At 66.1% G+C, this 26,840-nt stretch carries 29 protein-coding genes and 1 riboswitch; of the genes, 10 read left to right on the top strand and 19 right to left on the bottom strand.

Annotation, left to right across the window (positions count from 1 at the left end):
• Positions 1 to 2: 2 nt before the first annotated feature.
• Positions 3 to 623: an alpha-ketoglutarate-dependent dioxygenase AlkB gene (locus CH273_RS12970; RefSeq protein ID WP_032395863.1), complete on the bottom strand. Its 621-nt coding sequence runs from the start codon at positions 621 to 623 to the stop codon at positions 3 to 5.
• A gap of 58 nt (positions 624 to 681) precedes the next feature.
• Between CH273_RS12970 and CH273_RS12965 the strand changes: the two genes are divergently transcribed.
• Complete coding sequence (locus CH273_RS12965; RefSeq protein WP_032396286.1) at positions 682 to 1,107, top strand: VOC family protein; 426 nt, start codon at positions 682 to 684, stop codon at positions 1,105 to 1,107.
• Here CH273_RS12965 and CH273_RS12960 read toward each other — a convergent pair.
• Positions 1,100 to 2,125, bottom strand: a complete 1,026-nt coding sequence (locus tag CH273_RS12960) for an AraC family transcriptional regulator (RefSeq protein ID WP_032395862.1) — start codon at positions 2,123 to 2,125, stop codon at positions 1,100 to 1,102. The two genes, CH273_RS12965 and CH273_RS12960, sit on opposite strands and share 8 nt — an antisense overlap.
• Positions 2,122 to 3,294, bottom strand: coding sequence for a pyridoxal phosphate-dependent aminotransferase (locus tag CH273_RS12955; protein ID WP_032395861.1), 1,173 nt, complete (start codon positions 3,292 to 3,294; stop codon positions 2,122 to 2,124). The genes CH273_RS12960 and CH273_RS12955 overlap by 4 nt, the downstream gene beginning before the upstream one ends.
• Positions 3,295 to 3,356: 62 nt before the next feature.
• On the opposite strand from CH273_RS12955, the gene CH273_RS12950 reads away from it, so the two are divergent.
• The gene (locus tag CH273_RS12950; RefSeq protein ID WP_032395860.1) at positions 3,357 to 4,343 is read left to right on the top strand and encodes an LLM class F420-dependent oxidoreductase; all 987 of its coding nucleotides are present in this window, start codon (positions 3,357 to 3,359) and stop codon (positions 4,341 to 4,343) included.
• 19 nt (positions 4,344 to 4,362) lie between these two features.
• Here the strand turns inward: CH273_RS12950 and CH273_RS12945 are convergent, their stop codons facing one another.
• The 3 genes from CH273_RS12945 to CH273_RS12935 form a co-directional block, all read right to left on the bottom strand.
• On the bottom strand, positions 4,363 to 5,031 hold the full coding sequence (locus tag CH273_RS12945; RefSeq protein WP_032395859.1) for a DUF3239 domain-containing protein: 669 nt from the start codon (positions 5,029 to 5,031) through the stop codon (positions 4,363 to 4,365).
• A gap of 39 nt (positions 5,032 to 5,070) precedes the next feature.
• Positions 5,071 to 6,726 (bottom strand): DNA repair helicase XPB, encoded by a 1,656-nt coding sequence (locus CH273_RS12940; RefSeq protein WP_032396285.1) that lies wholly within the window; start codon positions 6,724 to 6,726, stop codon positions 5,071 to 5,073.
• An 88-nt stretch (positions 6,727 to 6,814) separates the two neighbouring features.
• Entirely contained in the window at positions 6,815 to 9,106 is a 2,292-nt protein-coding gene (locus tag CH273_RS12935) for a helicase-associated domain-containing protein (protein WP_032395858.1), read from the bottom strand.
• Between the two features lie 61 nt (positions 9,107 to 9,167).
• Here CH273_RS12935 and CH273_RS12930 point away from each other — a divergent pair, with 61 nt between their 5' ends.
• Complete coding sequence (locus CH273_RS12930; RefSeq protein ID WP_032395857.1) at positions 9,168 to 9,356, top strand: hypothetical protein; 189 nt, start codon at positions 9,168 to 9,170, stop codon at positions 9,354 to 9,356.
• A gap of 77 nt (positions 9,357 to 9,433) precedes the next feature.
• Here CH273_RS12930 and CH273_RS12925 read toward each other — a convergent pair whose 3' ends face one another.
• From CH273_RS12925 to CH273_RS12915, 3 genes are all read right to left on the bottom strand, one after another.
• Entirely contained in the window at positions 9,434 to 10,045 is a 612-nt protein-coding gene (locus CH273_RS12925) for a resuscitation-promoting factor Rpf1 domain-containing protein (protein WP_032395856.1), read from the bottom strand.
• An 8-nt stretch (positions 10,046 to 10,053) separates the two neighbouring features.
• Positions 10,054 to 10,254, bottom strand: a riboswitch (cyclic di-AMP (ydaO/yuaA leader).
• Between the two features lie 276 nt (positions 10,255 to 10,530).
• Positions 10,531 to 10,905, bottom strand: coding sequence for a YccF domain-containing protein (locus CH273_RS12920; RefSeq protein WP_032395855.1), 375 nt, complete (start codon positions 10,903 to 10,905; stop codon positions 10,531 to 10,533).
• A 2-nt stretch (positions 10,906 to 10,907) separates the two neighbouring features.
• Complete coding sequence (locus tag CH273_RS12915) at positions 10,908 to 11,126, bottom strand: hypothetical protein (RefSeq protein WP_032395854.1); 219 nt, start codon at positions 11,124 to 11,126, stop codon at positions 10,908 to 10,910.
• Between the two features lie 197 nt (positions 11,127 to 11,323).
• On the opposite strand from CH273_RS12915, the gene CH273_RS12910 reads away from it, so the two are divergent.
• Positions 11,324 to 11,740, top strand: a complete 417-nt coding sequence (locus tag CH273_RS12910; protein WP_008719325.1) for a cold-shock protein — start codon at positions 11,324 to 11,326, stop codon at positions 11,738 to 11,740.
• Positions 11,741 to 11,753: 13 nt separating this feature from the next.
• Here the strand turns inward: CH273_RS12910 and CH273_RS12905 are convergent, their stop codons facing one another.
• From CH273_RS12905 to CH273_RS12895, 3 genes are read right to left on the bottom strand one after another with little or no spacing between them, the layout of a single operon-like run.
• A complete protein-coding gene (locus CH273_RS12905) occupies positions 11,754 to 12,266 on the bottom strand; it encodes a DUF2771 domain-containing protein (RefSeq protein WP_032395853.1) in 513 nt (170 codons plus the stop codon).
• A complete protein-coding gene (locus CH273_RS12900) occupies positions 12,263 to 14,020 on the bottom strand; it encodes an MFS transporter (RefSeq protein WP_179273260.1) in 1,758 nt (585 codons plus the stop codon). The genes CH273_RS12905 and CH273_RS12900 overlap by 4 nt, the downstream gene beginning before the upstream one ends.
• 3 nt (positions 14,021 to 14,023) lie before the next feature.
• Complete coding sequence (locus CH273_RS12895) at positions 14,024 to 14,863, bottom strand: glutaminyl-peptide cyclotransferase (protein ID WP_082322510.1); 840 nt, start codon at positions 14,861 to 14,863, stop codon at positions 14,024 to 14,026.
• A gap of 32 nt (positions 14,864 to 14,895) precedes the next feature.
• Here CH273_RS12895 and CH273_RS12890 point away from each other — a divergent pair, with 32 nt between their 5' ends.
• The 3 genes from CH273_RS12890 to CH273_RS12880 are packed head-to-tail and all read left to right on the top strand — an operon-like array spanning position 14,896 to position 19,224.
• Positions 14,896 to 15,957 carry a DUF3027 domain-containing protein gene (locus CH273_RS12890; RefSeq protein ID WP_082322509.1) on the top strand — a complete coding sequence of 354 codons (1,062 nt, stop codon included), beginning with the start codon at positions 14,896 to 14,898 and terminating at the stop codon, positions 15,955 to 15,957.
• A 23-nt stretch (positions 15,958 to 15,980) separates the two neighbouring features.
• Positions 15,981 to 18,683: a sacsin N-terminal ATP-binding-like domain-containing protein gene (locus CH273_RS12885; RefSeq protein ID WP_230596822.1), complete on the top strand. Its 2,703-nt coding sequence runs from the start codon at positions 15,981 to 15,983 to the stop codon at positions 18,681 to 18,683.
• Entirely contained in the window at positions 18,673 to 19,224 is a 552-nt protein-coding gene (locus CH273_RS12880) for a phosphatase PAP2 family protein (RefSeq protein ID WP_179275465.1), read from the top strand. The genes CH273_RS12885 and CH273_RS12880 overlap by 11 nt, the downstream gene beginning before the upstream one ends.
• On the opposite strand, the gene CH273_RS27680 is transcribed toward CH273_RS12880, so the two are convergent.
• Positions 19,193 to 19,336, bottom strand: a complete 144-nt coding sequence (locus tag CH273_RS27680; protein ID WP_155289340.1) for a hypothetical protein — start codon at positions 19,334 to 19,336, stop codon at positions 19,193 to 19,195. The two genes, CH273_RS12880 and CH273_RS27680, sit on opposite strands and share 32 nt — an antisense overlap.
• A 141-nt stretch (positions 19,337 to 19,477) precedes the next feature.
• A complete protein-coding gene (locus CH273_RS12875) occupies positions 19,478 to 19,717 on the bottom strand; it encodes a DUF2530 domain-containing protein (protein WP_032395851.1) in 240 nt (79 codons plus the stop codon).
• Positions 19,718 to 19,799: 82 nt separating this feature from the next.
• Here CH273_RS12875 and CH273_RS12870 point away from each other — a divergent pair, with 82 nt between their 5' ends.
• Genes CH273_RS12870 through CH273_RS12860 form a run of 3 tightly spaced genes read left to right on the top strand, consistent with a single transcriptional unit; the run spans position 19,800 to position 23,061 of the window.
• Positions 19,800 to 21,251, top strand: a complete 1,452-nt coding sequence (locus tag CH273_RS12870; protein WP_032395850.1) for an NCS2 family permease — start codon at positions 19,800 to 19,802, stop codon at positions 21,249 to 21,251.
• Between the two features lie 52 nt (positions 21,252 to 21,303).
• On the top strand, positions 21,304 to 21,732 hold the full coding sequence (locus tag CH273_RS12865) for an Rv0880 family HTH-type transcriptional regulator (RefSeq protein ID WP_032396280.1): 429 nt from the start codon (positions 21,304 to 21,306) through the stop codon (positions 21,730 to 21,732).
• A gap of 57 nt (positions 21,733 to 21,789) precedes the next feature.
• On the top strand, positions 21,790 to 23,061 hold the full coding sequence (locus CH273_RS12860; RefSeq protein WP_032395849.1) for an MFS transporter: 1,272 nt from the start codon (positions 21,790 to 21,792) through the stop codon (positions 23,059 to 23,061).
• Between the two features lie 5 nt (positions 23,062 to 23,066).
• Here the strand turns inward: CH273_RS12860 and CH273_RS12855 are convergent, their stop codons facing one another.
• The 5 genes from CH273_RS12855 to CH273_RS12835 are packed head-to-tail and all read right to left on the bottom strand — an operon-like array spanning position 23,067 to position 26,774.
• Positions 23,067 to 23,672, bottom strand: a complete 606-nt coding sequence (locus CH273_RS12855) for a response regulator transcription factor (protein ID WP_032395848.1) — start codon at positions 23,670 to 23,672, stop codon at positions 23,067 to 23,069.
• Positions 23,669 to 24,805 (bottom strand): sensor histidine kinase, encoded by a 1,137-nt coding sequence (locus CH273_RS12850; RefSeq protein WP_052049632.1) that lies wholly within the window; start codon positions 24,803 to 24,805, stop codon positions 23,669 to 23,671. Before CH273_RS12850 ends, CH273_RS12855 begins: the two co-directional genes overlap by 4 nt.
• A gap of 39 nt (positions 24,806 to 24,844) precedes the next feature.
• Positions 24,845 to 25,618 (bottom strand): ABC transporter permease, encoded by a 774-nt coding sequence (locus tag CH273_RS12845; protein WP_032395847.1) that lies wholly within the window; start codon positions 25,616 to 25,618, stop codon positions 24,845 to 24,847.
• The gene (locus tag CH273_RS12840; protein WP_032395846.1) at positions 25,615 to 26,550 is read right to left on the bottom strand and encodes an ABC transporter ATP-binding protein; all 936 of its coding nucleotides are present in this window, start codon (positions 26,548 to 26,550) and stop codon (positions 25,615 to 25,617) included. Before CH273_RS12840 ends, CH273_RS12845 begins: the two co-directional genes overlap by 4 nt.
• Positions 26,547 to 26,774 carry a hypothetical protein gene (locus tag CH273_RS12835; protein ID WP_082073783.1) on the bottom strand — a complete coding sequence of 76 codons (228 nt, stop codon included), beginning with the start codon at positions 26,772 to 26,774 and terminating at the stop codon, positions 26,547 to 26,549. Before CH273_RS12835 ends, CH273_RS12840 begins: the two co-directional genes overlap by 4 nt.
• Between the last annotated feature and the right edge of the window lie 66 nt (positions 26,775 to 26,840).

Here is a 26,840-nt window from a genome sequence, read left to right as displayed (position 1 = left end):
CGTCAGCGAACCCCGCGCGGTCGGAACTGCACGCTGATGCGTGGGCCGATCGCGCGGGTCGACTTGGGAATCGCATGCTCCCAGGTGCGTTGGCACGAGCCGCCCATCACCACCAGGTCCCCGTGGGCCAGCGTGAACTTCAGCGACGTTCCGCCGCCACGCGGTCGAAGCATGAGTTGCCTTGTGGCACCCAGCGATACGATCGCGACCATGGTGTCCTCGGTGGCGCTGCGGCCGATGTTGTCGCCGTGCCAGGCGACGCTGTCGGATCCGTCGCGGTAGTAGCACAGTCCGGCGGTGGCGAACGATTCACCGAGTTCGGTGCGGTAGTGATCGTCGAGCGCATCGCGTGCGTCGTACAGGGCTGCGTCGGGCCACCGTTCGCGCTCGGCGTAGAACCGAACCAGACGCGGCACGTCGACCACGCGGTCGTACATCTGCCTACGTTCGGCTCGCCAATCGACGGCGTCCACCAGCGAATCGAACAGGTGGGAACCGGCCAACCAGCCCGGTCGAACGTCCACCCACGCCCCGAGCGTGAGTTCGCGGCGGGTGACGGACTGCAGCGATCCGACGCCACCGTCGTCGTCACCGAACAGGGAGCCTTGCATCGCGAGCGACATGGATCGACTGTATCGAACAGGTGTTCCCATTGCCAGTGAGTGGCGGTATCGTGCCCGCATGGGATACGGACTTCAGGTTGTGGTCGACAGCTCGAACCCCCATGCGCTGGCGAAGTGGTGGGCGCAGACACTGGGCTGGCAGGTCGAACCCAGCAACGAGAGTTTCATCCGTGAGATGGTGGCCGCGGGCTACGCCCGCGAAGAGGACACGACCGTCTTCGAGGGCGTTCTGGTGTGGCGGGCGGGCGCCGGCATCTCGGATCCCGAGTCGCCCGGCAGTCCGCGGGTGTTGTTCCAATCGGTGCCCGAACCGAAAACGGTGAAGAATCGGTTGCACCTCGACATTCGCGTCGGCGACGAGCGCGAGACGGTGGTCACGCAACTGCGGGCCCGGGGTGCATCGGTACTGCATCGAGGACACCAAGGCCTCAGTGTCTGGATCACCATGACCGATCCGGAGGGCAACGAGTTCTGCGTCAGTTGAGCCGGTAGGCACCGGGAGTCTGGCCGGTCCATCGCTTGAAGGCCCGGCGGAAGGCACTGGGCTCGGAGAACCCCAGGCGGGTCGAGATGTCGTCGACGCTGTCGCCGCGACTGAGCCCGGAGATCGCCGCATCGCGTAGTACTTCTTCGCGCAGTTGGTTGATGGAGGTGCCCTCCTGCCGAAGAATTCGTCGCAGGTGCGGTGGGCTGATGTTGAGCATCGCCGCGATCTCCTCGGTTCCCGGTGCTCCACCTTTGAAACCGGTTTCCAGGGCGCGGCGGACCTGGCTCGACGCCGTGCTGTCGTAATCTCGAGACGAGAACAGTAGATTGGGCGACTCCGCGAGATAGTCCGCCAGCGTCGCCTCGGTCTGCACGATCGGTGCCCGCATCACTGCGCTGTCGAATTCCAGTGTGGCCAGATCGGTTCCGAACTCCACATGAGTGCCGAAGATGGCGTCGTACATCTTTCCCGCTTCGGGTCCCGGCAGCGGGTAGGGCAGTTGGACCGACAGAAGTTTGACCCGGTTGCCGATGAGCCACGCCGCGAATCGGTGCAGCAGAATCAACAGGAAGTCGGTCAGCAGTCGCTCGGCGAGTTCGTTTCCCTCCGGGCTCAGGTGGGTGGTGGGGGTGACGTGCACGGTCAACACCGTGGATTCCTCGGTTCGGTCCATCGTCATGGGACGCACCGGAATCAGCACCCGCATGGTCTCGGACATCCGAACCAGTGCAGCCCACAGGTTCTCGGTGTGTATCAGCGTCTGGCACACGACGCGAAAGCTGCCGCGTCGTACCGGAACTGCGGCGAGGCCGAACAGTTCGTCGCCGGTCATCGCCCAGACCGCCTGGGTGAACGCGGTGACCTGCCGGGTGGTCAGGCGCTCCGCAGGATTGTCGAGGATGGTGGAACCGATGCCGGCCATCGACAGCGGGTAGGTCAGGTCCACCCCGCTCTTCGTTGCGAGGTCGACGGCCTGCCTGACGAAGTACGCCGGGATCGTCGGTTGCGCAGTCACAACTTTCGTAGCCTCTCGGCTGCGTCGGCGAGAACCTCGTCCTGCTTGCAGAAAGCGAAGCGCACCAATGATTTCCACGGACCCGGCTCGTCGACGAACGCGGTCACCGGAACCGCCGCCACGCCGACCAGGTCCGGGAGGGCACGGCAGAATTCGTAGGCGTCCCCGCGCCCGATCGCCGCGATGTCGGCACAGACGAAATACGTTCCCGCGCTGTACTTCACATCCGCTCCTGCGGCGGTGAGCGCGGCCGAGAGAGTGTCCCGCTTGCGTTGCAGGCCGTCGCGCATCGTGGCTATCCAGGCCTGTTCGTGCTCGAGCGCGTAGGCCACGGCCGGTTGGAAGGGAGTACCGCCGACGAAGCTCATGAACTGTTTGGCGGCGCGGACGGCGTCGATCAGTTCGGCAGGCCCCAACGCCCAGCCTGTCTTCCACCCGGTGGCGTTGAAGGTCTTGGCGGCGCTCGACACGGTGACGGTTCGCTCGAACATCCCGGGCAGTGTCGCGATCGGCGTGTGTACGCGGCCGTCGAAGACGAGATGCTCGTAGACCTCGTCGGTGAGGACCAGCAGATCGTGTGCCACCGCGATCTCGGCGATGCGGATCATGGTGTCGCGGTCGAAGACCGTGCCGGTGGGATTGTGCGGGGAATTTACGATCAGCATGCGCGTGCGAGGCCCGATGGCGCGTTGGAGGGCGTCGGTGTCGACGGTCCACCCGTTGCCGTCGGCGACCAGCGACACGGCGGTCCGGGTGGCACCGGCGAGAGCGATGGCGGCGGCATAGGAGTCGTAGAACGGCTCGATCAGCAGGACGTCGTCGCCCGGCTCGATCAGACCGAGGAGGGACGCTGAGATCGCCTCGGTGGCACCGACGGTGACGAGTATCTGCGAATCGGGGTCGCAGCGCAGACCGAATCGCGCCGACCGGTCCTCGGCGATGGCAGCGCGCAGCACCGGCATGCCAGGGCCGGGGGAGTACTGGTTGAGGCCACTGGCGATGGCCTGGCGCGCGGCTTCGAGCATGGCGGGTGGGCCGTCGGTGTCGGGGAAGCCCTGCCCGAGGTTGACGGCATTCTTCCGGACGGCGAGCGCGGTCATCTCGGCGAAGATCGTCGATGCGAACGGGCGCAACCGTGCCACTGTGCGCGAGGGGAACGACTCGGACATTCCTGCAGCGTAGTTCACAGACGGCAGCCGGTCGTTCGCCCTGCGTCTGTACTGTGCCTGTCATGCGATTCGGATTGTTCGTGCCACAGGGGTGGCGTCTCGATCTCGTCGGTATCGACCCTGCCCGGCAGTGGAGTGCGATGCGCGACCACGCGCTCGCCGCCGAGGCCGGTCCGTGGGAATCTCTGTGGGTCTACGACCACTTCCATACCGTTCCCACCGCGACCGACGAGGCCACGCACGAGGCCTGGTCGCTGATGTCCGCGTTGGCCGCGTCCACCTCGCGGATCAGGCTCGGGCAGATGTGCACGGCGATGGCGTACCGCAACCCGGCCTACCTGGCCAAAGTTGCTGCCACCGTGGACATCGTGTCGGGCGGCCGCGTCGAGATGGGCATCGGCGGCGGCTGGCACGAGCACGAGTTCCGAGCCTACGGCTACGGATTTCCCTCTGCCGGAGAACGATTGGGCAGGCTCGACGAGGGCGTGCAGATCTTCAAGCAGGCATGGACGGCCGGCGAGGTGTTCCTCGACGGAAAGTACTACGAGATCGACGGTGCCGTGGTGCGACCCCTGCCGTTGCAGGAGGGCGGCATCCCGCTGTGGATCGCGGGTGGCGGCGAGAAGGTCACCCTGAAGATCGCCGCGAAGTACGCCAACTACACCAACTTCGACGGAACCCCCACCGGTTTCGCTGCCAAATCCGCTCTGTTGCGTGAACATTGTGCAACCGTGGGTACCGATTTCGAAGCGATCGTCCGCTCGGCGAACTACAACGTCGCCATCGGTGCAACCGAGGCCGAGGTGGAAGACCGACTGCGCGCGCTCGAAAGCCGCCTGACCGAGTACGTGGGTGCCGAGAAGGCGCACAGTGCCCTCGACGCGTACCGCGGGATGCCCGCAGTGGGAACTCCTGAGCAGATCGTCGAGAATCTGACAGCGCTGCAGGAACAAGGGATGACGTACGGCATCTTCTACTTCCCCGAAGCGGCGTACGACCGGTCCGGTATCGAACTCTTCGAGCGCGAGGTGATCCCCGCCCTGGCCTAGGCCGGGGATGCGGTTCGGGTCAGCGCAGGTCGTCGGGAAGATCCGCAGGATCGATGAGCAACTGTTGGTTCTTGGCGGTGCGGACCTTCTCCGACAGGCCGATGTTGGCGTGCAGCAACGCCCACTCGCCCTCGGTGATCTCCTCGACTGCGCGCGCGATGACCCCCGGATCGGTGGTTCCCCATGCGATGGGCATTGCCGTGGCCAACTGCCACGTTCGCCCACCGGTGTTGCGGCCACGGTCCGCGAGAACCGACACCGCAGGCACCTGAGCGCCCCGCTCGACGGCGTGGCCGGGAAGCGTGCGCACGACGCGGGTGATCAACACGTAGTGCGGCTCGTCCACCTCCGGCTTCGCGATGTCGATCAGAGCCAGCAGTATCGCTCCACTCGGTAGCTTCTCGGCCACCATCGCCGGCACCAGATCGCCTGCAGCATATTGCGATTCGATGGAACCCATCTTTCGGGGTGCCCACAGCATCACCCAGAGCGAGGTGGCCGCACCGATCAGGAACACTGCGCCGAGGATGTACGACCACGGAGCGGCGATCCAGATGAACCAGGCCCCGAGCGCGATGAGGAACACGGCGGTCAGCGCTGCGGAGGAACGCAGCCGACGAAGCTCGGTGAACGTCTCGTTGACCGACTTCGCGTGGGCTACGTCTACAGGGAACTCGAACTTGCGCACAGAGGTATTCCTAGCACGGCCCCGAGTGGACCCGACGTCTCAGATCGCCGGACCGAGCAGATCGTCCGCGTCGGTGATGCGGTAGGCGTAGCCCTGTTCGGCGAGGAAACGCTGACGGTGGGCTGCGTACTCGGCGTCGAGGGTGTCGCGGGAGACCACCGAGTAGAAATGCGCCTGACCGCCGTCGTGCTTCGGCCGGAGCAGCCGGCCGAGGCGCTGCGCCTCTTCCTGCCTGGAGCCGAACGTTCCCGAAACCTGAACTGCCACAGAGGCTTCCGGAAGGTCAATCGAGAAGTTCGCCACCTTGCTCACCACGAGCGTCTGGATCTCGCCCTTGCGGAACGCGTCGAACAGCACCTCACGCTCCTTGTTCTTGGTCGAGCCCTGAATGACCGGAGCGTTCAGCGCTTCACCGAGCTCGTTCAACTGATCGAGATACGCGCCGATGACCAACGTCGGAGCGTCCTGATGTTTGGCGAGGATCGACTTCACGACGGCGATCTTGGTGTGCGCCGTCGAGCACAGCTTGTAGCGCTCCTCGGGCTCGGCGACGGCATAGGACATGCGCTCGGCATCGGTGAGGGTGACGCGAACCTCGATGCACTCGGCAGGCGCGATCCAGCCCTGTGCCTCGATGTCCTTCCACGGAGCGTCGTACCGCTTGGGTCCGATCAGCGAGAAGACGTCGCCCTCGCGGCCGTCCTCGCGGACGAGGGTCGCGGTGAGGCCGAGGCGTCGACGGGACTGCAGATCGGCCGTCATGCGGAACACCGGCGCGGGGAGCAGGTGCACCTCGTCGTAGATCACCAATCCCCAGTCGCGGGAATCGAAGAGCTCCAGGTGCTTGTACTCACCCTTGGTGCGACGTGTGATCACCTGATACGTGGCGATTGTCACAGGGCGAATCTCCTTGCGCTCTCCCGAATACTCACCGATCTCGTCCTCGGTGAGCGAGGTGCGTGCGATGAGTTCGCGCTTCCACTGCCGACCGGCGACGGTGTTGGTGACCAGAATCAGCGTGGTCGCCTTCGCTCGGGCCATCGCAGCTGCGCCGACCATCGTCTTGCCGGCACCACAGGGCAGTACCACCACTCCCGAGCCACCGGCCCAGAACGAATCGGCCGCCATCTCCTGGTAGTCGCGCAGCGTCCAGTTGCCGCCCTCGGTGTCGAGCTCGATGGGGTGAGCTTCGCCGTCGACATAGCCGGCGAGGTCCTCGGCAGGCCAACCGATCTTGAGCAGCATCTGCTTGACGTGGCCGCGTTCGGACGGATGCACGATCACCGTGTCCTCGTCGACCATCGCGCCGAGCATGGGTGCAATCTTCTTGTGCCGCATCACCTCTGTGAGCACGGCGCGGTCCAGACTGATCAGGACCAGACCGTGTATCGGGCTCTTGACCAACTGCAACCGGCCGTAGCGCGCCATGGTGTCGACGATGTCGACCAGCAGCGGTTGCGGCACCGCGTAACGCGAGAAGTTCACCAGCGCATCGACCACCTGCTCGGCGTCGTGGCCCGCGGCACGGGCGTTCCACAGGGCCAGCGGGGTGATGCGATAGGTGTGCACGTGCTCGGGGGCACGTTCGAGCTCCGCGAACGGTGCGATGGCCGCCCGCGCTGCGCCCGCGAGTTCGTGATCGACCTCGAGCAACAGCGTTTTGTCGGACTGGACGATCAGCGGGCCGTCGGTCACGGTTCCTCCTAGAGACATCTGCTGCGCCCGAAAGAGCGCAACTTCTCCATTGTCCACAGGTAGGGGCGCGCGTGCACGTGAGCCCGGTCTACTCGACCAGTGCGACCGAGGTGATGCGATGCAGGGTGAAGCGTCGAACCCCACCGGTTGCGGGGTCGAACGCGTCGAGTTGGCCGCCGCCGATGCTGATCGGATCGACGATGCGATGGGTGGCCACGCCCTGGGCGTCGACGTAGCCGATGCTCACGCTCCGTTTGACCTTCGCCGCGGTCTGCAGCAGCGTCATCGTCGCGGTGCTGCTGGCCCGAGATCCGTCAGCGCGCACCACCGCGCCGCCGTTGCCTGCCGCCCTGTCGGCTGCGCGCATTCCACGCACCAACGAACCCAGCTGTTCCTCGGTCGGGACGGCCGGAGTGCGGAACGTCTGGCGCGGCCGCCTGGCCGATACCCTCGACCCGCGGGCACGCAGATCGACGATGGTGCCGGACGAGTCCTCGCCCGCAGGCGCGAATCCCGCTCCGGCCAGGACCGTGAGCACCTCGGCGAGCGGGGCCTGTGAGATCGCGACGGTCGGAGCCAGTGCCCTCAGGGCCAGGGATTCGGCTGCCGGCGACGCCATCACCTCGGCCAGCAGGGCCGGGTCCTCGCATCGAACGAACGACGCGGCGACGCCCGCTCGTAGGCGGCCGTGCCGACGAGCCACATCGTCGATCAGGTAGGTCAGGGCCTGGGGTACCGGCGTTCGCGAGTGGGTGGCGAACAACGAGTGCAGTTCGGAGGCGGTCAGTCCGACGTCGAGGGCGCGGCGCAGGCTGGTGTCGCTGATCCGGTACATCGTGGCTGCGCCCGCGGACTCCACGTCGGCGACCAGTTCGATTCGATCCTGTAGTTCGGGCTCGAGGGGTCCGGGTGCCACCAGGGTGAGGTCGGCCTGCACCAGGACGTAGTCGATGGGCTCGGGAAGCGTCGCACGCATGTCGGCCTCGGCGTTGCCGTCGTGCAGCAGGGAGCGTCCCGGGGTCGAGATCGCCCCGCGGGCGACGATGCCGAGAGCCGTTGCTTCGGCGAGAACATGTCCGACGGGGGTGACGCCGAAGCGTCCCGACCACCGGGGTCGACGCCACGCCAGGGTGCGGGCGAGATCGGCGGGCTGTGCTGCGTGTCCGCTGCCGAGTTCGGCGAGCAACTCGAGAATCATCCGTCGATCCCGGGGTGCGGCCGGGGATCGGACTTCGTCGGACAGGGCGGCGATGGGCTTGTCGTTGGGGTCACGCATCCCGATGACCCACGGTGCCCGTGGCACTTCGAGCCAGGCGGAGGCGAGGGTGTGCCAGCGGGCAGCGGGGGCCGCGGTGAGCCACGCGTCGACGGCGGGTGTGGGTGCCCAGTAGTCGTCGCCGTTGTCGGACGCAGGCACCGGGTCCGGTGTTCCGCTCGAGATGAGATGGGCGGCGGCCAGTAACTCGACGAGGATGCTCACTCGATCGTCGTCGAGGCCGGTGGCCTTGGTGATCTTGCGGAGCTCGCGCACTCCGAGGCCGCCGGCCTTGAGGGCGGGTGCAGGCGAGGCCGACAACGCCTCGATCACGGCCACGCAGTGTCGGTTCAGCTCCAGTGCCTCTCCCGCGGCGGCGGCGTCGACATCGGTGAGCGAATAGGTGCTGGTGGCGAGCTTGGGTTCGGCGAGCGAGCGTGGGTCGGACATCGGTTCGCCGCGCAGAATCTGCCCGACCTGGACGGGAAGCTCGACGGTTTGCTCGTCCAACCAGATCAGTAGGCCTGCGGCGAGCAGCTTCTGGACGGGTCGATCGGGCGGTGTGCCCGGTGCGGCGTCTCGGGTGCGGCCGGTCGGGGACGATCTGGCGAGGGTGTCGAGAAGGCTGCGTTCGCCGTCGCCGAGCTCGGCCAGAGCCGCGGTGATGTGTGATTCGGTGAGGTTGTCGACCGGGTCGAGTGCGCGGCCGATGCGCCACGGCACCGCGTCCGCCGCGGTGGCGCTGATTCGGAAGCCGGCTGCATCGCCCCACACCAGCAGGCGTTCGCGCAGCTGGGTCAGTGCCCTGTCCACGCTCTTGGCCGGTGCGCGTTTGGCGACCACTGCCAGCAGCGCGGCGCGAGTGACGGGTCGTTCGTACGCTTCCTCGATGGCGAGGATCTCGAGGATCGTCAGGGCCAGGGTGTCGAGGGTGTCCGCGGTGTGCAGGATCGATCGGCGCTGCTCGGCCCGTCCGGCCAGCACGGCCAGGGATGCGGGCGGCGGCGCGGTCAGATCCGGACGCAGCGACATGGCCTTGATCAGCTCGGCGTCGCTGCGAGCTGCGATCCATTGCGGCAGATCAGGAGGCGTGTCGGTGTGTCGGTGCGCAGTCGTGTCGGTCATCGTCTATCAGATTAGAGACCTGGGCTGGTGCTCGCCGCAGGGCAGGTGTCAAAATGGGCCCATGGTGAACAAGTCGAAGAAGCCCTATGTCGATCCAGGCTGGCCGGACACCGCTCGCGGTGACCACGCGGTGACCGAACTCTCGTCCGCTCGATCGGGTGGCCTGTCACCCTTCGGCGAGGACACCGAGTTCCCGCTGCCCGTCGAAGACCTGCCCTACGCCCACCCGGTGACCGTGGTCAATCGCTGATTGCGGACCTCGAACACGAAAAAGCCCCCGACGATCGTCGGGGGCTTTTCTCGTACGAGCTCGAACTGCCGTGCAGCCTACTGGGGCAGGAATGCCTTGTTGGCCTGGTAGAAGTTCACGATCTGCGGATCGAGCTGGATGCCCTGAGCCGCGTTCTGCACGAACGCTGCGATCTGCGGATCGTTGGTGATGTTCTGGACGGCGGTGACGATGCCTTCGACGACCTCGGCCGAGCTGTCCACGGCCGGGATGGACGTCAGGTCGGGGAGAGCGGGAACCTCCGGTGCCTTCGGGGTGACCGGAACGCTGCGCTCGGTGGGCGCGCTGTTCAGGCCGAGGCTCGAGGAGCAGGACGGCCATGCGCCCCAGCCCTGCGAGTCGAGGACCTTCTCCGCCACTGCGATCTGCTCTTCGCGGCTGGCCTGGTTGGCCGTGGCCGCGTACTGCTGGCCGCCGTGTGCGTTCCAGGTGCTGGGGGAGAACTGCAGCCCGCCCTGGAAGCCGTTGCCGGTGTTGATGCCCCAGTTGCCGCCGGCTTCACACTGTGCCAGGCGGTCCCAGTCGGAATCCGGTGCCGCGTTGGCGGTGCCGGTGAAGGCGATGCTCGCGGTGCCCATGATGGCTCCGGTGACTGCGACCTTCGCGACGGTCTTGCCAGTGGTGCTCGGCTTGCGATGACGTCCGCTCATACGAGTTGAAATCCTCTCCACACGCGCCTGCGAGGTCAGCTGTCGGGTTCGGGCTGAGAGGTAGCCCGGCCTTTTCGCTCACTCCTCGGAGTGAGCAATTGGGCTTAACCCCAAGGGAAGTCGGGGCGGCTTCGTGAGCCGCTACAACTTCCCGGTTGTCCGTGGAGGACGTGGGTCCCCCGTCCTCGTCCCCTGGGTGATCGTCGAGGGTGTTCCGGTTCCCGCGGGACGAGGTTTGGCGCTGCGGGTCGGAATTCGGCCGAACTTTCCGGCCGCTGCTGACCGTACTGAAATTCCCGCCTTACGTCACTATTTGGTAACTGTCGATTTCGGGGCGTCGTCGAGAGCGTATTTCGTACCTGTTTCGGGTCTCTCGAGTCGGCCCAGCTAGTGGACGTGCCGGGCATTGAACCCCTGTCCGTTGCCTGTCCGTTACCCGAGCGTGATGTGATGGAAGTCACATCGGCGTCGCCTCGTTCGAGAGGTCACCGAACGGCAACGATGTCCTTGCCGAGGGGCATGAGGGATACGGGAATCATCTTGAGGTTCGCGATCGCCAACGGGATGCCGATGATGGTGATCGCCATCGCGAGCGCAGTGAGTACGTGAGTCAGGGCCAGCCACCAACCGGCCAGAATCAGCCAGAGCACGTTCCCGATGAGCGCGCCCGATCCGGACCCCGGCTTGTCGACGATCGTCGACCCGAACGGCCACAGCGCGTAGACGCCGATGCGGAACGACGCGATCCCGAACGGAATCGTAACGATGAGGATGCACAGCAGCAGTCCGGCGAGGAAGTAGCCGAGCGCCAGCCACAGGCCGCCGAAGACCAGCCAGATGATGTTCAGAATCAATCGCATGGTCAGCGTGCCCGTCGTCCGGATGCCAGCGCGTACACCAGGGCCAGCAGGAAGCCGGTCGGCGCGGAGAACATGGCCGTCAGATACAGCCCCAGTGGGGGCTTGGCGTCGGAGAAGATCGGAAACATCAGGATCGCGACGATGGCGACGAGGCCGATCGCGAACAGGGTCAGCGCGATGCGCAGCAGGGCGGTGCTGCTCTTACGGGTCGTTGTGTCCACGTACCCCACGGTAGTGCGAAGCGGGGCGCTGTGAGGAGCACGGTGCGGGAACAACTCGAATGCTCTATCCGGGCTCACCGCGCTAGACTGAAGTATTCGCGTCCTACGTTCTCGTGGGGCGCGAAACTTGTGCGGGCCGACCATCGGTCCCACGACCAACGCAATTAACGACAGCAACAGATGAACGGGTGAGCTCAGTGCCGACCGGCAAGGTGAAGTGGTACGACGTCGACAAGGGATTCGGATTCCTCTCGCAGGAGGAAGGCGAGGACGTCTACGTGCGTTCCTCGGCGCTGCCCGAGGGCGTCGAAGGCCTCAAAGCCGGCCAGCGGGTCGAGTTCGGGATGGCCGCGGGCCGCCGCGGACCGCAGGCACTGAGCCTGAAGGTCCTCGAGCCCGCACCGTCGGTGCGTCAGAACACCGGCAGCACCCGCCGCGAACCCGTCGAGCGCAAGCACACTCCCGACGAACTGCACGGGATGGTCGAGGACATGATCACGCTGCTCGAAGCGACCGTGCAGCCCGAGCTCCGCAAGGGCAAGTACCCGGACCGCAAGATCGCGCAGCGCATCTCCGAGGTGGTCCGGGCCGTCGCCCGCGAGCTGGACAGCTGATCCCGGGGAGGAACTACGGGCGCGTGCCGATCGACCAAATGGCGTGGCTGACGAAGCCCTCCTGATTGGTGTCGGTGTCGATGATGCCGGTGGGCAGACGAATTTCGATACCCAGCAGGGTCCGGTCGCTGTCGTCCGTGGTGGGCACCGTGACGCTGAGCCTGGTTCCGGGTTCGTTGAACTCGCTGTCCTCGACGACGTTCCCGCTGTCGTCGCCGTAGACCCGGGCCAGCACCCACGGTGCCGAGTAGACGGCCTCGGGGAGTGAGAGCTGCACCGTTGGGGCCTTGCCGACCTCGATTTCGGTCGTCTCGCCGACATTGGTGCACAGCGGGTCGGTGACGGCGCAGTACAGGTACGGCTCCACCTCGACGGCCCGGCCGTTGGCGTAGGCGGAGACGGTCGGTTCCTTCTCCGGTGCGTTCCCGATCAACAGTGCGAGGACCGCGACGAACGCGGCGGCGACGACGAACAGACCAGCGACGGTCAGGGCGGCGATCTTCTTGGTACGGGGAGCGAGATTCACTTGGTCACGTTTTCGCCGAAGGAACCGTCGGACACTTCTTGTTCGACGTGGTCGGGGCGGTTGCCGCCGAAGCCGGGCAGAAGCGATCTGCCGCGGTAGGTGAGGAATGTCTGCACGAGTCCGATCGTAAGCAACACCGAGACCACCGTGAAACCGAGCCAGTACTCGGTGGGGAGCAGGACGCCGAGCGTGCCGCCGAGGACCCAGCACAGCTGCATGACGGTTTCCGAACGGCCGAATCCCGACGCGATCGATTCCGGCGGCAGGTCGGCCTGCAGCGATGCGTCGAGGGAGACCTTGGCGAGTGCGCTGGCGCTCGACGCGACGAGCGCGGCCACCGCCGCGGTCAGCAGGCTGTCGGTGATGGCAGCGACCACGGCCACCACGGTCACGGCGATGGTGCATCGCAGGACGACCAGGGACGGCCGACCGAGCTTGATCCTGGCACCGAGCGCGTTGCCCGAGAAGTTGCCGAGACCGGCGGCGGCCCCGACGAGTCCGAGCATCGCAGCCTGCTGAAGCGGCTCGTGTTCGGTACGGGACTTGGCGACGAACGCGATGTAGAGCGTGAGGAACCCGGTGAGAACCCGGATGGTGCCGTTGCCCCACAGACCGACGATGACCGCGCGGCCGAGGGGCTGTCTGCGGTTCTTGGTGCTGCTCGACGTCGGCGGGGCCGAGACCGTGCGGCGGAGGTTCTCGGTCGGGGCACCGCTTCCGGCGTAATCGCGGCCACCGTGCTGATCGGCGTGGTAGCTCAGGGTCGCGGGCACTTCGCCCTCGGTGATCTCGACCCAGGACGGGATGCGCATGCTCAGATACGCGCCGAGCACGGTGATCGCGGCGACGAACCACAGGGCTCCCGGTGAACCTGCGACGAACGCGATGCCGCCGGCGAGCGCGCCGGCAGCGATGGTGCCACCGAGCAGACCGAACACCGTCAGACGGGAGTTGACGCGAACGAGGTCGATCTCCGGCGGCAGTACTCGCGGCGTCACCGCGCTCTTGAGCACCGCAAAGGACTTGCTCAGGACGAGCATGCCGAGCGCGGCCGGATACAACACCCAGCTGTCGAAGTTGAACACCAGCACCACCGCCAACACGGTGCGCAATCCGAACGAGGTGGCCAGCGCGATGCGACGGCCGTGCTGCAATCGGTCGAGCAGTGGCCCGATGAGCGGCGCGATCAGCGCGAACGGTGCGATGGTGATGACGAGATACAGCGCGACCTTGGTCTTGTCCTCACCGGTGGCAGCCGAGAAGAAGAGCGTGTTGGCCAATGCGATGGCCAGGGCGGCGTCCGAAGCGAAGTTCGCCATGGTGGCGTAGGTGAGCGCGGTCAGACCGGACTTGTCGGCACCGTCCGCCTTCGCGGCTCGCTGGAAGGACGCGATGCCCTTGCCGGTCAGCTCGCGGCCGCGCATGGCGGCGACGCGGGTGACGGTCAGCTTCTTGGGCATCGGCGGCGGCTTGCGTGCGCCGGCCCTGCCACGCGCGGCAGTGATCTGCTCGGTCCGCGGCGGGTGCAACGGCGGCAACGGCTGACGCCGACTCGGTACATGGGTGGACGTCAGGGGAACAGCGGGTGGGTAGTTCGCCAGACCGGGGTGCTCGGTGGGGTCGGGAGCGGAGCCTGCGGAGTGACCGGTGGGGTCGGGAGCGGAGCCTGCGGAGTGACCGGTGGGGTCGGGAGCGCCGTTGCGCTCGGGGTCGTCCGCACCCGGTGGGGTGTGGGGGAGACGTGGATCGGTCACGGGTCAATTCTGTCCTACCGGCGCGGTATCGGTGAATCGCACCTCGAAGATCTTGGGCCAGTATTTGCCGGTCACGAGGAACCGGTCGGTGCCGGGGATCTGTGCGATGCCGTTGAACACGTCGGCACCGCCTCGTTCGGTGGCCGACATCGAATTCCACAGTGGGGTGCCGTCGATCACGGCGGTCACCGTGCCGGTCGCGGGATCGATGCGCATGATGTCGAATGTCTGCCACACGTTGGCGTACACCGATCCGTCGTCGGCGCATTCGAGTTCGTTCAGTCGCTCGACCGGATTGCCGTCGAGCGTGACGTTCACGGTGGACTCGACGTCGAACGACGTGGGATCGCGGAAGGTGAGGGTGGACGAGCCGTCGCTCATCACGAGGCGGTCGTCCGCTGTCTGCGTGCACAGCCCCCAGCCCTCGCCGTCGTAGTTCACCCGGCGTCGCTCGGCCAGAGTGTTCGGGTCTCGGGCGATCGCGACGCCGTCCTGCCAGGTGATCTGCCACAGGGTGTCGCCATCGACGGTGATGCCTTCGCCGAACAGGTCGGCCGGCAGGTCCACGCGATCGAGTTCGGTCATGGTCTCGAGCGAGGTCCGCCTGACGAACGAGGAGCCTTCCAGTCCGGTGCCCTCGTAGAGGACGTCGCCGTCGACCTCGAAGCCCTGGGTGAATGCGTCGTCGCCGCGGTCGTATTCGCGCACGATCTCTGTCGTCAGGGCCGGAACCGAGTCGGAGGTCACCGGGGCCGGCTGCGTCGACGACGAGCAGGCGGACACAGCCAGCAGCGAGGTGACTATGGCGGCGTAGGTGCGAGCGCTGGCGGTCATTGCACCCATGATGGCAGCCCGAACTGGGCGTCACCGAGTCGATGCGGCAAACTGAATGTGTGAGTTTCGTATCTTCTCCAGAGCTCGATTCCATCCGCCCCGTCTTGGCCGATGCCGTGGACCTCGCGCGGCAGGCTCTGCTCGACCTGGGAGAGGGCGGTGTCGGGGAGTACCTCGGGGTCACCGCCGAGGACGCCAGTGCGGCCACTCACCGGTTCGCCAGCGATCTCGAGGGGTACCGAGGATGGCAGTGGGCCGTCGTGGTCGCCGCCCCGGAGGACGCGGACCACGCCACGATCAGTGAGCTTGTTCTGCTTCCTGGCCCTGATGCTCTCGTGGCTCCGTCCTGGGTGCCGTGGGACGAGCGCATCCGTCCCGGCGACCTGGGACCGGGCGATCTGCTCTCTCCGCGTCAGAACGATCCGCGGCTCGTGCCGGGGTACATGGCATCCGGTGACCCTGCGATCGACGAGGTGGCAGGCGAGATCGGTCTGGGCCGAACACAGGTCACCAGCCTCGAGGGACGCCTCGACGCTGCCCAGCGGTGGCACGACGGTGATTACGGTCCCGATACCGAGATGGCCAAGGCCGCGCCGTCGACCTGCGGGCTCTGCGGCTTCTATCTCCCCATCGCCGGCTCTCTGTCGGCCGCATTCGGGGTGTGCGGCAACGAATTCGCCGCCGACGGACGCGTGGTGCACGCCGAGTACGGCTGCGGTGCGCACTCCGACACCGAACTTCCCACCGGGGCCGGATCGCCACAATTCGAGCCGTACGACGACGCAGCACTCGACGTCATCGCAACGCCGGTTCCCCCGGTGAAGCCGGCCGACAGCGTCGAGACAGCCGACAGCGTCGAGACCGCCGACAGCGTCGAGACAGCCGACAGCGTCGAGACAGCCGACACTGTCGAGACAACTGAATCGGCCGATACGGTCGAGACGACCGACACCGTCGAGACGACGGGAGTCACCGAGGCTGCCCCGGCAGAGTCCGCGGCTGCCGATCTCGTTGCGACCGACGAGGCCGACACAGTGGCCGATGATGCCGCGACCAACACCGATCACGCTGCGCAGGAAGAGGATTCGGCATCTCCGAGCTGATCGATCCGTTCGATACCGGGTCGTTGCGGGAGTCTGTTCTCGCGGCGTGGGGCTCGTCGCCCACCCGGCTTCGGGAGGATTCGGCGTCCGAGTCCGATCTGGTGCGCGGGGGCTACCGCGACCGGCTGTTGACCGAGCTCGCGCAGAACGCAGCGGATGCTGCCCGACGCGCTGGTGTCCCGGGTCGCATGGCGGTGTGGACCGATGACGCCGGTGCCGTCCATGTGGCCAACACCGGTGCTGCGCTGGATGTTTCGGGTGTGCACGCGTTGACCGCCTTGAGGGCGTCGGGCAAGACTGCTGCGGATTCGGGCGTCGGACAGTTCGGGGTCGGGTTCACCGCCGTGCGGTCGGTGTCCGACGAGATCGAGGTGCGATCCCGCAACGGCGGCGTGATGTTCAGCGCGCATCGCACGCTCGAGGCGCTGCGTGAGCGAGACATGCGTGCACCCGACACCGGCGTGCCGGTGCTACGGCTCGCGTGGCCGGTCGCAGTCCCGCCCACCGATGGGTTCGACACCGAGATCGTGCTGACGGTGCGAGCCGACGCGGCAGCGAATCTTTTCGCCGCGGGCTTCGCGGACGAGGCGGTCGACCTACTGCTCGAACTGGAGGCGCTGAACTCCATCGAGATCGATGGTGTCGTGATCGACTGCGTCAGAACGACACTCGATGACAGCAGCGCCGAGATCACGATCGGATCGCGAACCTGGCGGCAGTTCGTCACCCCGGCGGCGCGCTGGCTCGCTCCGGTCGTCGACGGTGTGCCCGTTCCCTCGCCGCCCGACGTCTTGCGTGCGCCGACTCGCTCGGACGAGCTGATGTCGTTGCCCGCGTTGGTCATTGCCGATGTGCCGATGCAGCCCGATCGGCGGCGCGTGTTGCCGGGTGTCTCGTTCGACGCGGTAGCGCACGGGTACCCGGACTTCGTGGCCTCGCTGCCTGCCGGGTCGAGGGCGTCGTTCGTACCCGAAGTCGGATTCGCGCGCAGTGAGGTCGACGGCGCACTGCGTGAACTGATCTTCCGTCGATTGTCCAGTGCGCCATGGCTTCCCGGTGCCGACGGACGTGACCTCGTGCCCGAGCAGGCGAACGTCATCGCGGACGCCACCGAGGAACTCGTCTCGGCGCTGGTCGACGTCGTACCGAATCCGGTCGACGCGTCGCTGTCGGGTGCGCGGCATGCATCGGCGCTGTCGGCGGTGGGTGTGCACCGGATCGGGTTGGCGAGGCTGGCGGAGATGGTCGGTGGGCTCGATCGCGAGCCGAGTTGGTGGCGGCGAGTGTACGACGCCTTGACCCCGCTCGTGGTCGACGGCGTGGCTGCGGAAGAGCTTGCCGCGCTGCCAGTTCCGCTCGCAGACGGTCGTACGGTGACCGGCCCGCGCACGACGGTGATCGGCTCCGATGCCTCTGCCGCGGTCACCTGGGTCCGGCTGGTGCATCCGGACGCGGCGAGTTCGCTGCTCACACGCCTGGGTGCTCGGGAGGCGACTGCGACCGAACTGCTCAGCGACCCGGCACTCGAAGCGGCTCTGGACGATCTCGACTGGGACGAGAGCGAGGAGGTCGACCGGCTGGTCGATGCCGTGCTCGCGCTGGCGGGAGAGGCGGGTGAGCTACCGAGTTGGCTGGGTGGCCTGCCCCTCGCGGACGACGAGGGCGAATTGCGCAGCGCCGACGAATTGTTGCTTCCCGGAGCGCCGTTGGCGGATCTGCTGGTTCAGGACTCGCCGTTCGGTGTTCTCGCGTCCGCGGTGGTGGACAAGTTCGGTGAGCGTGCGCTGCGTGCAGTGGGGGTCGGGTGGGGATTCTCGGTGGTGCGTGACGAGCTGCCGACCGGGCCTGATCACGATCTCGACGACGAGGCGGCGTGGTGGTCGAGTCTGTCCGATGAGCCGGAGACACTTCTCGCGGTCCGGGATCTCGACCTCGTTCGATCTGACGCATGGACCGAGGCCCTGACGGTGCTACTCGACGATCCCGGTACCTGTGCGGCACTGGTCGATCGTGAGGGCTACACCGCGTGGTGGCTCAGGCGTCATGCACGACTGCACGATTCGCGTCCGATCGAGTTCCGAGCGCCATCGGACGAGACGTTCGCCGGGTTGCTCGATCCGCTGGATCATCCGCGTGCCGACGAACTGCAGGCGGTGCTCAGTGCGTCGAACTGCGAGAACGCCGATACTGCCCGCGTGCTGCTGGCGGCGCTGTCGGATTCGCAGCGCAACCCGACTCCCGCGGTGATCGCGCGAACCCACACGCTCATCGCCACCGCTGTTGCAGAGCAACGCATCGAGGTCTCGGACATCGATCCACCGGATCGCGTCCGCACGCTCGGCGGCACAGTCGTGGACGCATCGGATGCGCTGGTGATCGACGCTCCGTGGCTGGCGAGCGTGGTACCGCCGGAGGTCGCCGTGCTCTCGGACATGGCAACCGCTGCGGCACTGGCCGATGTTCTGGACGTCGGGCAGGCGTCGGAGGCGATCGGCGGAGAAGTGATCGGCGTAGGACGCGTCAGCTCGTGGGATCGTGAACCGGGAGCCGTGTTGGCCTGTGCCGTAATGGGATTGCCGCTGCCGTCAGGAGGGGTGGTGGTCCATCACGAGCTGGTGGTTCGGCTGTCCGGTGACGTGAGCGGAGATCGAGAAGTCCCGTGGTGGGTGACTGCCGACGGAACGGTCCACTGCACGCAGAGTTGGGAGCGACCTCGTGGGGCTTGACGGTGTGATCCTGGACTGGATGGTCGAGCATCGAGTCGGTTGGGTCACGACGATGTTCTGGATCATCACCACGGTGGGCAACACGGTGTCGATGTTTCTGCTGTCCGCGGTGATCGTGGGTGCGTTGCTTCGCGTCGGACGCAGATCGGATGCCGTTGTCGTCGCGGGCTCGATGCTGACCGGGTGGGGTCTGATGAATGCGCTCAAATTCGCGTTCGCGCGGGAGCGTCCACCGATTCCGGAGCGGCTGGTGGACATTGCGAGCCATTCGTTTCCGTCGGGCCACGCGATGGTGTCGATGGTGCTTGCCACGGTGGCGATCGCGGTGATGCTGCGATCGCCTGCTCCGTGGCTGCATCGGCCGGCCCTGCTCGTACTACCTGTGGTCGCGTCCCTGCTGATCGGGTTCTCTCGGATCTACCTGGGTGCGCACTGGACCACGGACGTGCTGGCCGGCTGGGTGTTCGGTGCCCTGTGGGGGCTGGGGTCGATCTATGCCGTCAGGCTGATCAGCGCGAGAAATCGGAGCGCTGGGCGATGACGAGCAGCTCGTCGCGCATGGCCGGGCTGGAGACAGCGTTGGCGCGTGCGTAGAGGGCGCGGAGCGAGCGGACGTGGTTGCGGCGGTTGCGGTACTGAGAGACGAGCTTCATGGCCTGGCTTTCGTGGATCTAGTGGTTATCTGAACTGACATAACCCATGGTCCACGTTAACTTTGTGTTACTCAACCGGCTGACGGGTTAGTTTGCCCACGTCAGGGGCGGTGCGGTGACCGGGCTAACGTGATCCTGATCTCAATCGAGGCCTCGTTGGGCGGTTTTGCTTCCGCGACGTGACGCCGCTCTCTGCGCGAGGAAGATTCCGAACCCTACTGCACCCACGGCGATACCGGACCAACACGTCGCCAGTGCGTCGTCGGTGCGCTCTCCGGTGGCGGTGAACACCACCAGCGCGACGATCCAGCCGAGTATGCCGATCGTCAACACCGGCACCGGATCGGTGAGGCTGCGCGGAATCTGGGGGAGGTCGGCCACGAAATCACGCTACGCCACTGCGTTGGTCTCGGTTGCGTCGCTGCAGTTACCCAACTGCTTCGGTGTGCTTTATCGTTCGCTCATGCAATTGTCGTCGCGGCTACTCGACAACTACTTCAAGATCACCGAACGCGGCTCGACGGTCGGATCCGAGGTTCGAGGTGGCGTGGTCACGTTCGTGGCCATGGCGTACATCGTCGTCCTCAATCCGCTGATCCTGGGCAGCTTCTCCGCCGACGACGCAGCGGCCAAGACGGACGTACTCGGCAACATTCTGCCGGTCGCCCAGGTCGCCGCCGTCACGGCGCTCGTGGCCGGATTCATGAGCATCGCCTTCGGCATCATCGCCAATTACCCCTTCGGCATCGCAGCGGGCCTCGGCATCAACACCCTGCTCGCGGTGACCATCGCGCCGCAGGTGACGTGGCCCGAGGCGATGGGGCTCGTCGTCATCGACGGCATCATCATCGTGCTGCTGGCCGTCACCGGGTTCCGCACCGCGGTGTTCAACGCGATCCCGCCGGAGCTGAAGGCGGCGATCGCCGCCGGTATCGGCGCGTTCATCGCGTTCATCGGATTGGTCGACTCGGGCTTCGTGCGTCGCATCCCCGACGCCGCAGGCACGACGGTTCCCGTCGGGCTCGGTATCGACGGGTCCATCGCGTCGTGGCCGACGGTGATCTTCGTGTTCGGGCTGCTGCTGATGGGTGTGCTCGTGGTGCGCAAGGTACGCGGCGGACTGCTGATCGGCATCGTCGTCACGACGATCTTCGCGGCGATCGTCGAGGCCGTCACCGATGTGGGGCCCTCCAACGGCGTCGACCCCAAGGGGTGGAATCTGTCGGTGCCGCAGTTGCCGAGCCAGTTGGTGCAGTCTCCCGATCTGTCGCTGGTCGGCAACGTCGATCTCTTCGGAGCGTTCACGCGCATCGGCGTGCTCGCCGCGAGCCTGCTGGTCTTCACGCTGGTGCTCGCGAATTTCTTCGATGCGATGGGCACGATGACCGGCTTGGGCAAGGAAGCGAAGCTGGACAAGGACGGGACCCTGCCGAACATCGGAAAGGCACTGGTCGTCGAGGGAGCAGGAGCGATCGTGGGAGGCGGTGCTTCGGCGTCGTCGAACACGGTGTTCGTGGAATCGGCGTCCGGAATCGCCGAGGGGGCGCGTACCGGACTGGCCAACGTCGTCACCGGATTGCTCTTCCTGCTGGCCATGTTCTTCACCCCGCTCACGGCCGTGGTTCCGATCGAGGCGGCTGCGCCTGCGCTGGTCGTGGTGGGTGCACTGATGATCGGGCAGGTTCTCGACATCGACTTCCGCCGCTTCGATTACGCACTGCCCGCCTTCCTGACCATCGTGGTGATGCCCTTCACGTACTCCATCGCCAACGGGATCGGCGTCGGTTTCATCACCTGGGTCGTACTTGCGGTCGGTTCCGGTCGCGCGAAGTCGGTTCATCCCCTGTTGTGGATCGTCGCGTTGCTGTTCGTCGCATATTTCGCCGTCGGACCCATCACCGAGGCGGTTACATGACGCATGGTCGGTACCAGGGCGTATTCTCTGCGCTGTGACGTCGGGAAATGGTGTGAAGGACAATCGGAAATTGGCAAGCGACCTGTCGCTTGCGGTGGTGAGGCTGACTCGCCACCTTCGGGGTAGGCGAGTGGACTCGCAAGTCTCGCTCACTCAGCTGTCGGCTCTGGCCACGCTGAGTCGGGAGGGCGATATGACGCCGGGTGCACTGGCCGCGCGGGAGAAGGTCCAGCCGCCGTCGATGACACGGGTGATCGCATCGTTGGCCGAACTGGGCCTGGTGGCGCGCACCCCACATCCCACCGACGGGCGGCAGGTGATCGTCTCGCTCTCACCGGCCGGTCGAGAACTGATCGCCGACGAGGCCAGTGCCCGCGAAGCATGGATGACGGCGCAGCTCGCAGGCCTCGGTCCCGAGCAACTCGACACACTCCGTGACGCGGTAGCGATCATCGGGGCCCTCGTCAGCGACTCCGAGTAGTTACCTAGGTTTATTATTTGAACGGTGGCCCCTGCTTCCCGTACCCCCGGCTCGACGATGTTCGCTGCTCTGAAGACCCACAACTACCGATTGTGGGCGTCGGGGCAGATCGTCTCGTTGGTCGGCACGTGGATGCAGAGGGTCGCCCAGGACTGGCTCGTTCTGACGCTGTCCGGCGGAAACGGCTTCGCTGTCGGCATCGTCATGGCCCTGCAGTTCGGACCGACGCTGTTCCTCTCGGTCTGGGGTGGGGTCCTGGCAGACCGCTACGACAAGCGCAAGCTGCTGATGATCACCCAGGTCTTCGCCGCGGTCTGCGGTCTGGTGCTCGGCGTCCTCGACGTCGGGGGGATGGTCGAACTCTGGCACGTCTACGTCATCGCATTCGTCCTCGGCTGCTCGTCGGCGATCGATGCTCCGGTACGGCAATCGTTCACCATCGAGATGGTCGGCAAAGAGACCCTCGCCAATGCGATCGCGTTGAACTCGATGACCTTCAACATGGCGCGCATCGTCGGCCCTGCCGTGTCCGGAGTACTGATCACCCTCGTCGGCACCGGCTGGGTGTTTCTCATCAACGCCGTGTCGTTCGCGGCGGTCTTCGGCGCCCTCGTGGCGATGAACGTCGGTCAGCTCTTCCGCGTCGAACCCGCCCCACGCGCCAAAGGGCAGGTGCGAGAGGGCTTTCGATACGTCTGGGGACGCGGTGACCTACGAGTACTGCTGGCCACGGTCTTCATGGTCTCGACGTTCGGCCTCAACTTTCCGCTGAGTCTGTCGGTGTTGGCGCGCAACACGTTCGGTAGCGGGGCAGACGCCTACGGTCTGCTCTCGACAACCCTGGCCGTGGGCACATTGGCCGGCGCGACCCTGGCGGCGCGGCGGGCGAGCGCGCCGCGCCTGCGGCTGTTCATCGGTGCCGTCATCGCATTCGGAGCCTTCGAGCTGATCGTCGGATTGATGCCCAACTACCTGCTTGTCGCACTTCTGCTGGTACCCACCGGTGCCCTGACGTTGACGTTCACGACGTCGGCGATGAACATTCTGCAGATGTCGGTGCCGTCCGACATGCGCGGACGCGTGATGGGCATCTACATGCTGTGCTTCCTGGGTGGAACTCCGCTCGGCAGCCCGGTGCTCGGCTGGCTCGCCGACGTCCTCGATCCACGCGCACCACTGGTGTTCGGCGGCGTCATCTCACTGGCGACGGGGCTGTTCGCGGCCGTGTATCTACTGCGGCACAACAATTTGCGGATCACCGTGGTGCCGCCCGCAGACGGTCACCGGCTGCCCACCCTCGACACCGTGGCCGCCACCGCGAAGGTGTGAGGCGTTCAGATCCAGCCGTGGCGTCGGGCGAGAGCGCAGGCCTCGTGCCGGTTCGCTGCACCCAGTTTCGCAGCCGCGGCAGACAGGTAGTTGCGAGTGGTGCCGGGCGAAAGATGGGCGCGGCGTGCGATCTCCGCGATCGACGCGCCGTCGGCGGCGAACTCGAGCACATCGGCCTCGCGCGGTGTCAGCGGCGAGTCTCCGGCCCCGATGGCTTCCGCGGCCAGCGTCGGGTCGACGTAGCGCCCGCCGCCGTGCACGGTGCGCACCACCTCGGCCAGAGTGGCGGCCGAGGTGGTCTTGGGGAGGAACCCGCGCACGCCTGCTTCGAGCGCCTTCTTGAGGTAGCCCGGCCGGCCGTGGCTGGTGACGATGATCGACGCGCAGGCGGGCAACGTCTCGGCGATCTTCTGGGCCGTCTCGATGCCGTCGATTCCGCCCATCTGCAGGTCCAGCACGGCCACATCGGGGGAGAGCGAGGCTGCGGCGGTCAGCGCCTTCTCCCCGGAGTCGGCCTGCCCGACGATCTCGATGTCGTCCTCGAGATCGAGCATGGTCGCCAGTGCAGCACGGATGAGATTCTCGTCGTCGGCCAAGAGAACTCGGATCATGGTGTGGTCCTTGCGTTCTGGGGCGAGGTCGGCAACGCCGCAGTGAGGGTGAATTCGTCGGTGGTCTGCTCGGTGTGCAGGGTACCGTCGACGGCGACCAGCCGTTCTCGCAGTCCGCTCAGGCCCGTGCCGTCGTCGCGGCCGGTCGATGGCTGCGGATGATCGTTGATCAGTCGAATACTGTTGTCGGTCAGCTCGATCCGGCAATAGGTGGCTTCGGAGTGACGCAGAATGTTCGTCACACCCTCACGGACCACCCACGCGGCGGCCTCGGCCGCGCGCTCGTCGAGCATCGAGGTTTCACCGACGAGCTCGGTGGCGATGCCCGCGGCGGACAGCAGGGATCGAGCGCCGTCGAGTTCCGAGGCCACATCGATCGATCGATAGCCGCGAACCAGCTTTCGGGCGTCGGCCATGGATTCCTGGGCCAGAATGCGAACCTCGTCCATCTGGGCCGCAGCTCGATCGTCACCTCGACGCGCCAGTGCCGCGGCGAGTTCGCTCTTGACCGCGATGGCCGAGAGTGCGCGGCCGACGACGTCGTGCAGATCTCGCGAGAATCGCAGACGCTCCTCGGCAACGGAGAGCGCGGCAGCAGCGTCGCGGGTGGCATCGAGTTCGGTGACGATACGCAGCAGCCACGCCGACAGTTGGACGGTGAAGGCCATGAAGGCGATGAGGAGACCGAGCACCAGTGTTTCCACTGCCGGCGTGCCGAGAGCTGCTGCAAGTCCAGCAGCGGCCACGGCCGCCGCCAGGCACCACCGCAACGGGATCAGCGTTGCGACCGCAGTGGTGACGAGTACGACGGCCCACAATGCATTGTTCGTGGCCCCGCCGGCAACCAGCACCACGGCGGCGACTGCCATGATCGCCAAGGGAATTCGTGGGCTCGCCGTCGACGGGCCGCCGAGCGCGGGGGTGCGCTGAACGACCACGAAGGTCGCTGCGGCACAAACTGCCACGGCCGCCATCGACAGGTAGTCATCGAACTGCAGTGACGTCAGCATCGCAGCGGCGGCCACACCGACGGTGATCAGCAGAAACGACTGGCGGGTGTAGACGCGCACCTTGTCCACTGCACTGCTGTCGTTCCAGCCGTGCAGTGGATTGAGGTACTGGTGCAACTTCATGATCTCCAGCCTTGCAGACGGTGCGGCGAAAGGGGCGATCTAGGACCGCGGTTCCCAACGGAAGTGCGTGCGGGCGATCAGCAGGCTGCCGACGATCCAGGCGAGCATCACCAGCAGCGGCATTCCGGCTTCGGTGAAGGTGGCAGCGAAGCCGATGGGCGCGTCGCCAGGCGTGGTGGTGCCGAACCAGCCGAGGTTCAGCAGGTCCGAGACCGCAGCCATCGGGGTCAGCTCGATGACCCTGCTGAACGAATCCGGGAGGGCGTCGCGCAGCAGTGAGGAGCCGGCCATGGCCACCAGGATCACCGGCAAGCTGGTGATCTGCGCGGCCTCTGCATTGCGGGTGAACGCCGAGGTGATCAGTGCCAGGGCAGCGAACAGTGCAGCACCGCCGAACAGTGCGGCCACGACCAGCAGTGCATTGGCGGGGACGGGTCCGCCGAAGGCCAGTACCACTGCACCGACGATAAGGCCGAGGACGACGGTGAGGATCAGCGAGGGTATCGCCGGTCCGACCAGAATCTGAACGTCCGAGCTCTCTCCGGTGCGAAGTCGCTTGAGTACCAACTCGTCTCGACGCGTGGCGTAGACCGAGAGCATGTTGTAGTACACCATGAACACGAGCAGGAACAGTGCGAAGATCTCGAGTGCAGCTCCGACGCCTGCATCGGTCAATCCGTCATCGCCGCGGCTGCCGACGATCAGCAATGCGACCGGGAAGATCAACGGCATGACGATTGCGTTGAACAGCAGTACTCGGTTGCGTCCGAGCAGCGTGAACTCTGCTCGTGACAGGGCGGTCATCGTGCTCATGCGCTCATCACCTCGTTGTTCTGGATAGCGGAATTGTCGAATTCGTCTGCGATGGAGAGGAATACGGTTTCGAGAGACGCCGCTCGGGCGTCGAGACCGTGCAGGGTCACTCCGTTGTCTCGCGCCCACAGCAGCAGATCGGTCAAGGTCTCCTGTACCGAGGACGTCTGGATCGAGATGGTGTCACCCGAGACGTCGATCGACGTACCGGGCAAAGTCGGCAGTGCCGTACCGGGGGCCTGCAGTTCGATCTTCGCCGGATGGTCGGCGACCACCTCGTCCACCGTTCCGCTACGAACGACCTTGCCGCGGTGCATGATCGCGAGTCGATCGCACAGCGACTCGGCCTCGTCCAGGTAGTGCGTCGTCAACATGATCGTCACGCCGGAATTCTTCAGCTCCTGGATCAGACGCCACGTGTTGCGGCGAGATTCGGGATCGAGTCCAGTGGTCGGTTCGTCGAGGAACAGCACTCTCGGGCGGCTGATGATGGCGCACGCCAGATCCAACCTGCGCTGCTCGCCGCCCGAGAGAAACTTCACCCGGGTGTCGGCCCGGTCGGCCAGGTCGACGCGCCCCAGCACCTCTGCCGTCGGCAGTGGATTGCTGCACGTGCCTGCCCACATCCGCAGGCTTTCCGCGGTGGTCAGATCCTGGGGCAGGCCGCCCTTCTGCAGCATGATGCCGAGAGACGGTCGAACCTTGCGGCGATCGGATACCGGATCCATTCCCATGATCCGCACCGTGCCCTCGCTCGGCCGTGAAAGTCCCTGAATCACTTCGAGAGTGGAGGTCTTGCCGGCACCGTTGGTGCCCAGCAAGCCGAACAGCTCACCCTCCGCGATCTTCAGATCGAGCGCCTTCACGGCCTCGAAAGCGGTTTTGCCCGAACCGTAGCGGCGAGTCATGCCGCTGACTTCGATGATGGTCATGATTGCTTCTCCCAGTTGCGGAGTCCGATGACGAACCGCACGCCCATGAAGGCGACGATGACGCCGAGTGCGACGAATGCCGGAAGGGACGTGCCGACGATCGCGAACAACACGGCGACGATCGCGAGACTGATGACGATGACGACGATCTCACGCGCCATCGTCGGAGCCGGCCCGAGCTCCATGAGATCGGTGAACAGGTTTCCCTCGTCTGGTTGCTTCATGACTACGAGTCTGCTGCGCCCGAACCACCGAAAACAGTGCGGCGCATCATGACCTGAAGTGACACC

It is taken from the genome of Rhodococcus sp. 05-339-2, assembly GCF_002258965.1.
GTDB lineage: Bacteria > Actinomycetota > Actinomycetes > Mycobacteriales > Mycobacteriaceae > Rhodococcoides.
Note: the sequence above shows the minus strand (reverse complement) of the source record. Positions and strands in the feature narration are given on the sequence as shown.

Coding starts and splice junctions, on each gene's coding strand:
- CH273_RS12860 (WP_032395849.1), top strand. CDS start 21,790: ATGTTCGCTGCTCTGAAGACCCACAACTACCGATTGTGGGCGTCGGGG.
- CH273_RS12850 (WP_052049632.1), bottom strand. CDS start 24,805: ATGAAGTTGCACCAGTACCTCAATCCACTGCACGGCTGGAACGACAGC.
- CH273_RS12950 (WP_032395860.1), top strand. CDS start 3,357: ATGCGATTCGGATTGTTCGTGCCACAGGGGTGGCGTCTCGATCTCGTC.
- CH273_RS12840 (WP_032395846.1), bottom strand. CDS start 26,550: ATGACCATCATCGAAGTCAGCGGCATGACTCGCCGCTACGGTTCGGGC.
- CH273_RS12930 (WP_032395857.1), top strand. CDS start 9,168: ATGGTGAACAAGTCGAAGAAGCCCTATGTCGATCCAGGCTGGCCGGAC.
- CH273_RS12855 (WP_032395848.1), bottom strand. CDS start 23,672: ATGATCCGAGTTCTCTTGGCCGACGACGAGAATCTCATCCGTGCTGCA.
- CH273_RS12835 (WP_082073783.1), bottom strand. CDS start 26,774: ATGAAGCAACCAGACGAGGGAAACCTGTTCACCGATCTCATGGAGCTC.
- CH273_RS12845 (WP_032395847.1), bottom strand. CDS start 25,618: ATGAGCACGATGACCGCCCTGTCACGAGCAGAGTTCACGCTGCTCGGA.
- CH273_RS12935 (WP_032395858.1), bottom strand. CDS start 9,106: ATGACCGACACGACTGCGCACCGACACACCGACACGCCTCCTGATCTG.
- CH273_RS12895 (WP_082322510.1), bottom strand. CDS start 14,863: ATGGGTGCAATGACCGCCAGCGCTCGCACCTACGCCGCCATAGTCACC.
- CH273_RS12955 (WP_032395861.1), bottom strand. CDS start 3,294: ATGTCCGAGTCGTTCCCCTCGCGCACAGTGGCACGGTTGCGCCCGTTC.
- CH273_RS27680 (WP_155289340.1), bottom strand. CDS start 19,336: ATGAAGCTCGTCTCTCAGTACCGCAACCGCCGCAACCACGTCCGCTCG.
- CH273_RS12920 (WP_032395855.1), bottom strand. CDS start 10,905: ATGCGATTGATTCTGAACATCATCTGGCTGGTCTTCGGCGGCCTGTGG.
- CH273_RS12970 (WP_032395863.1), bottom strand. CDS start 623: ATGTCGCTCGCGATGCAAGGCTCCCTGTTCGGTGACGACGACGGTGGC.
- CH273_RS12965 (WP_032396286.1), top strand. CDS start 682: ATGGGATACGGACTTCAGGTTGTGGTCGACAGCTCGAACCCCCATGCG.
- CH273_RS12925 (WP_032395856.1), bottom strand. CDS start 10,045: ATGAGCGGACGTCATCGCAAGCCGAGCACCACTGGCAAGACCGTCGCG.
- CH273_RS12870 (WP_032395850.1), top strand. CDS start 19,800: ATGCAATTGTCGTCGCGGCTACTCGACAACTACTTCAAGATCACCGAA.
- CH273_RS12890 (WP_082322509.1), top strand. CDS start 14,896: ATGCGGCAAACTGAATGTGTGAGTTTCGTATCTTCTCCAGAGCTCGAT.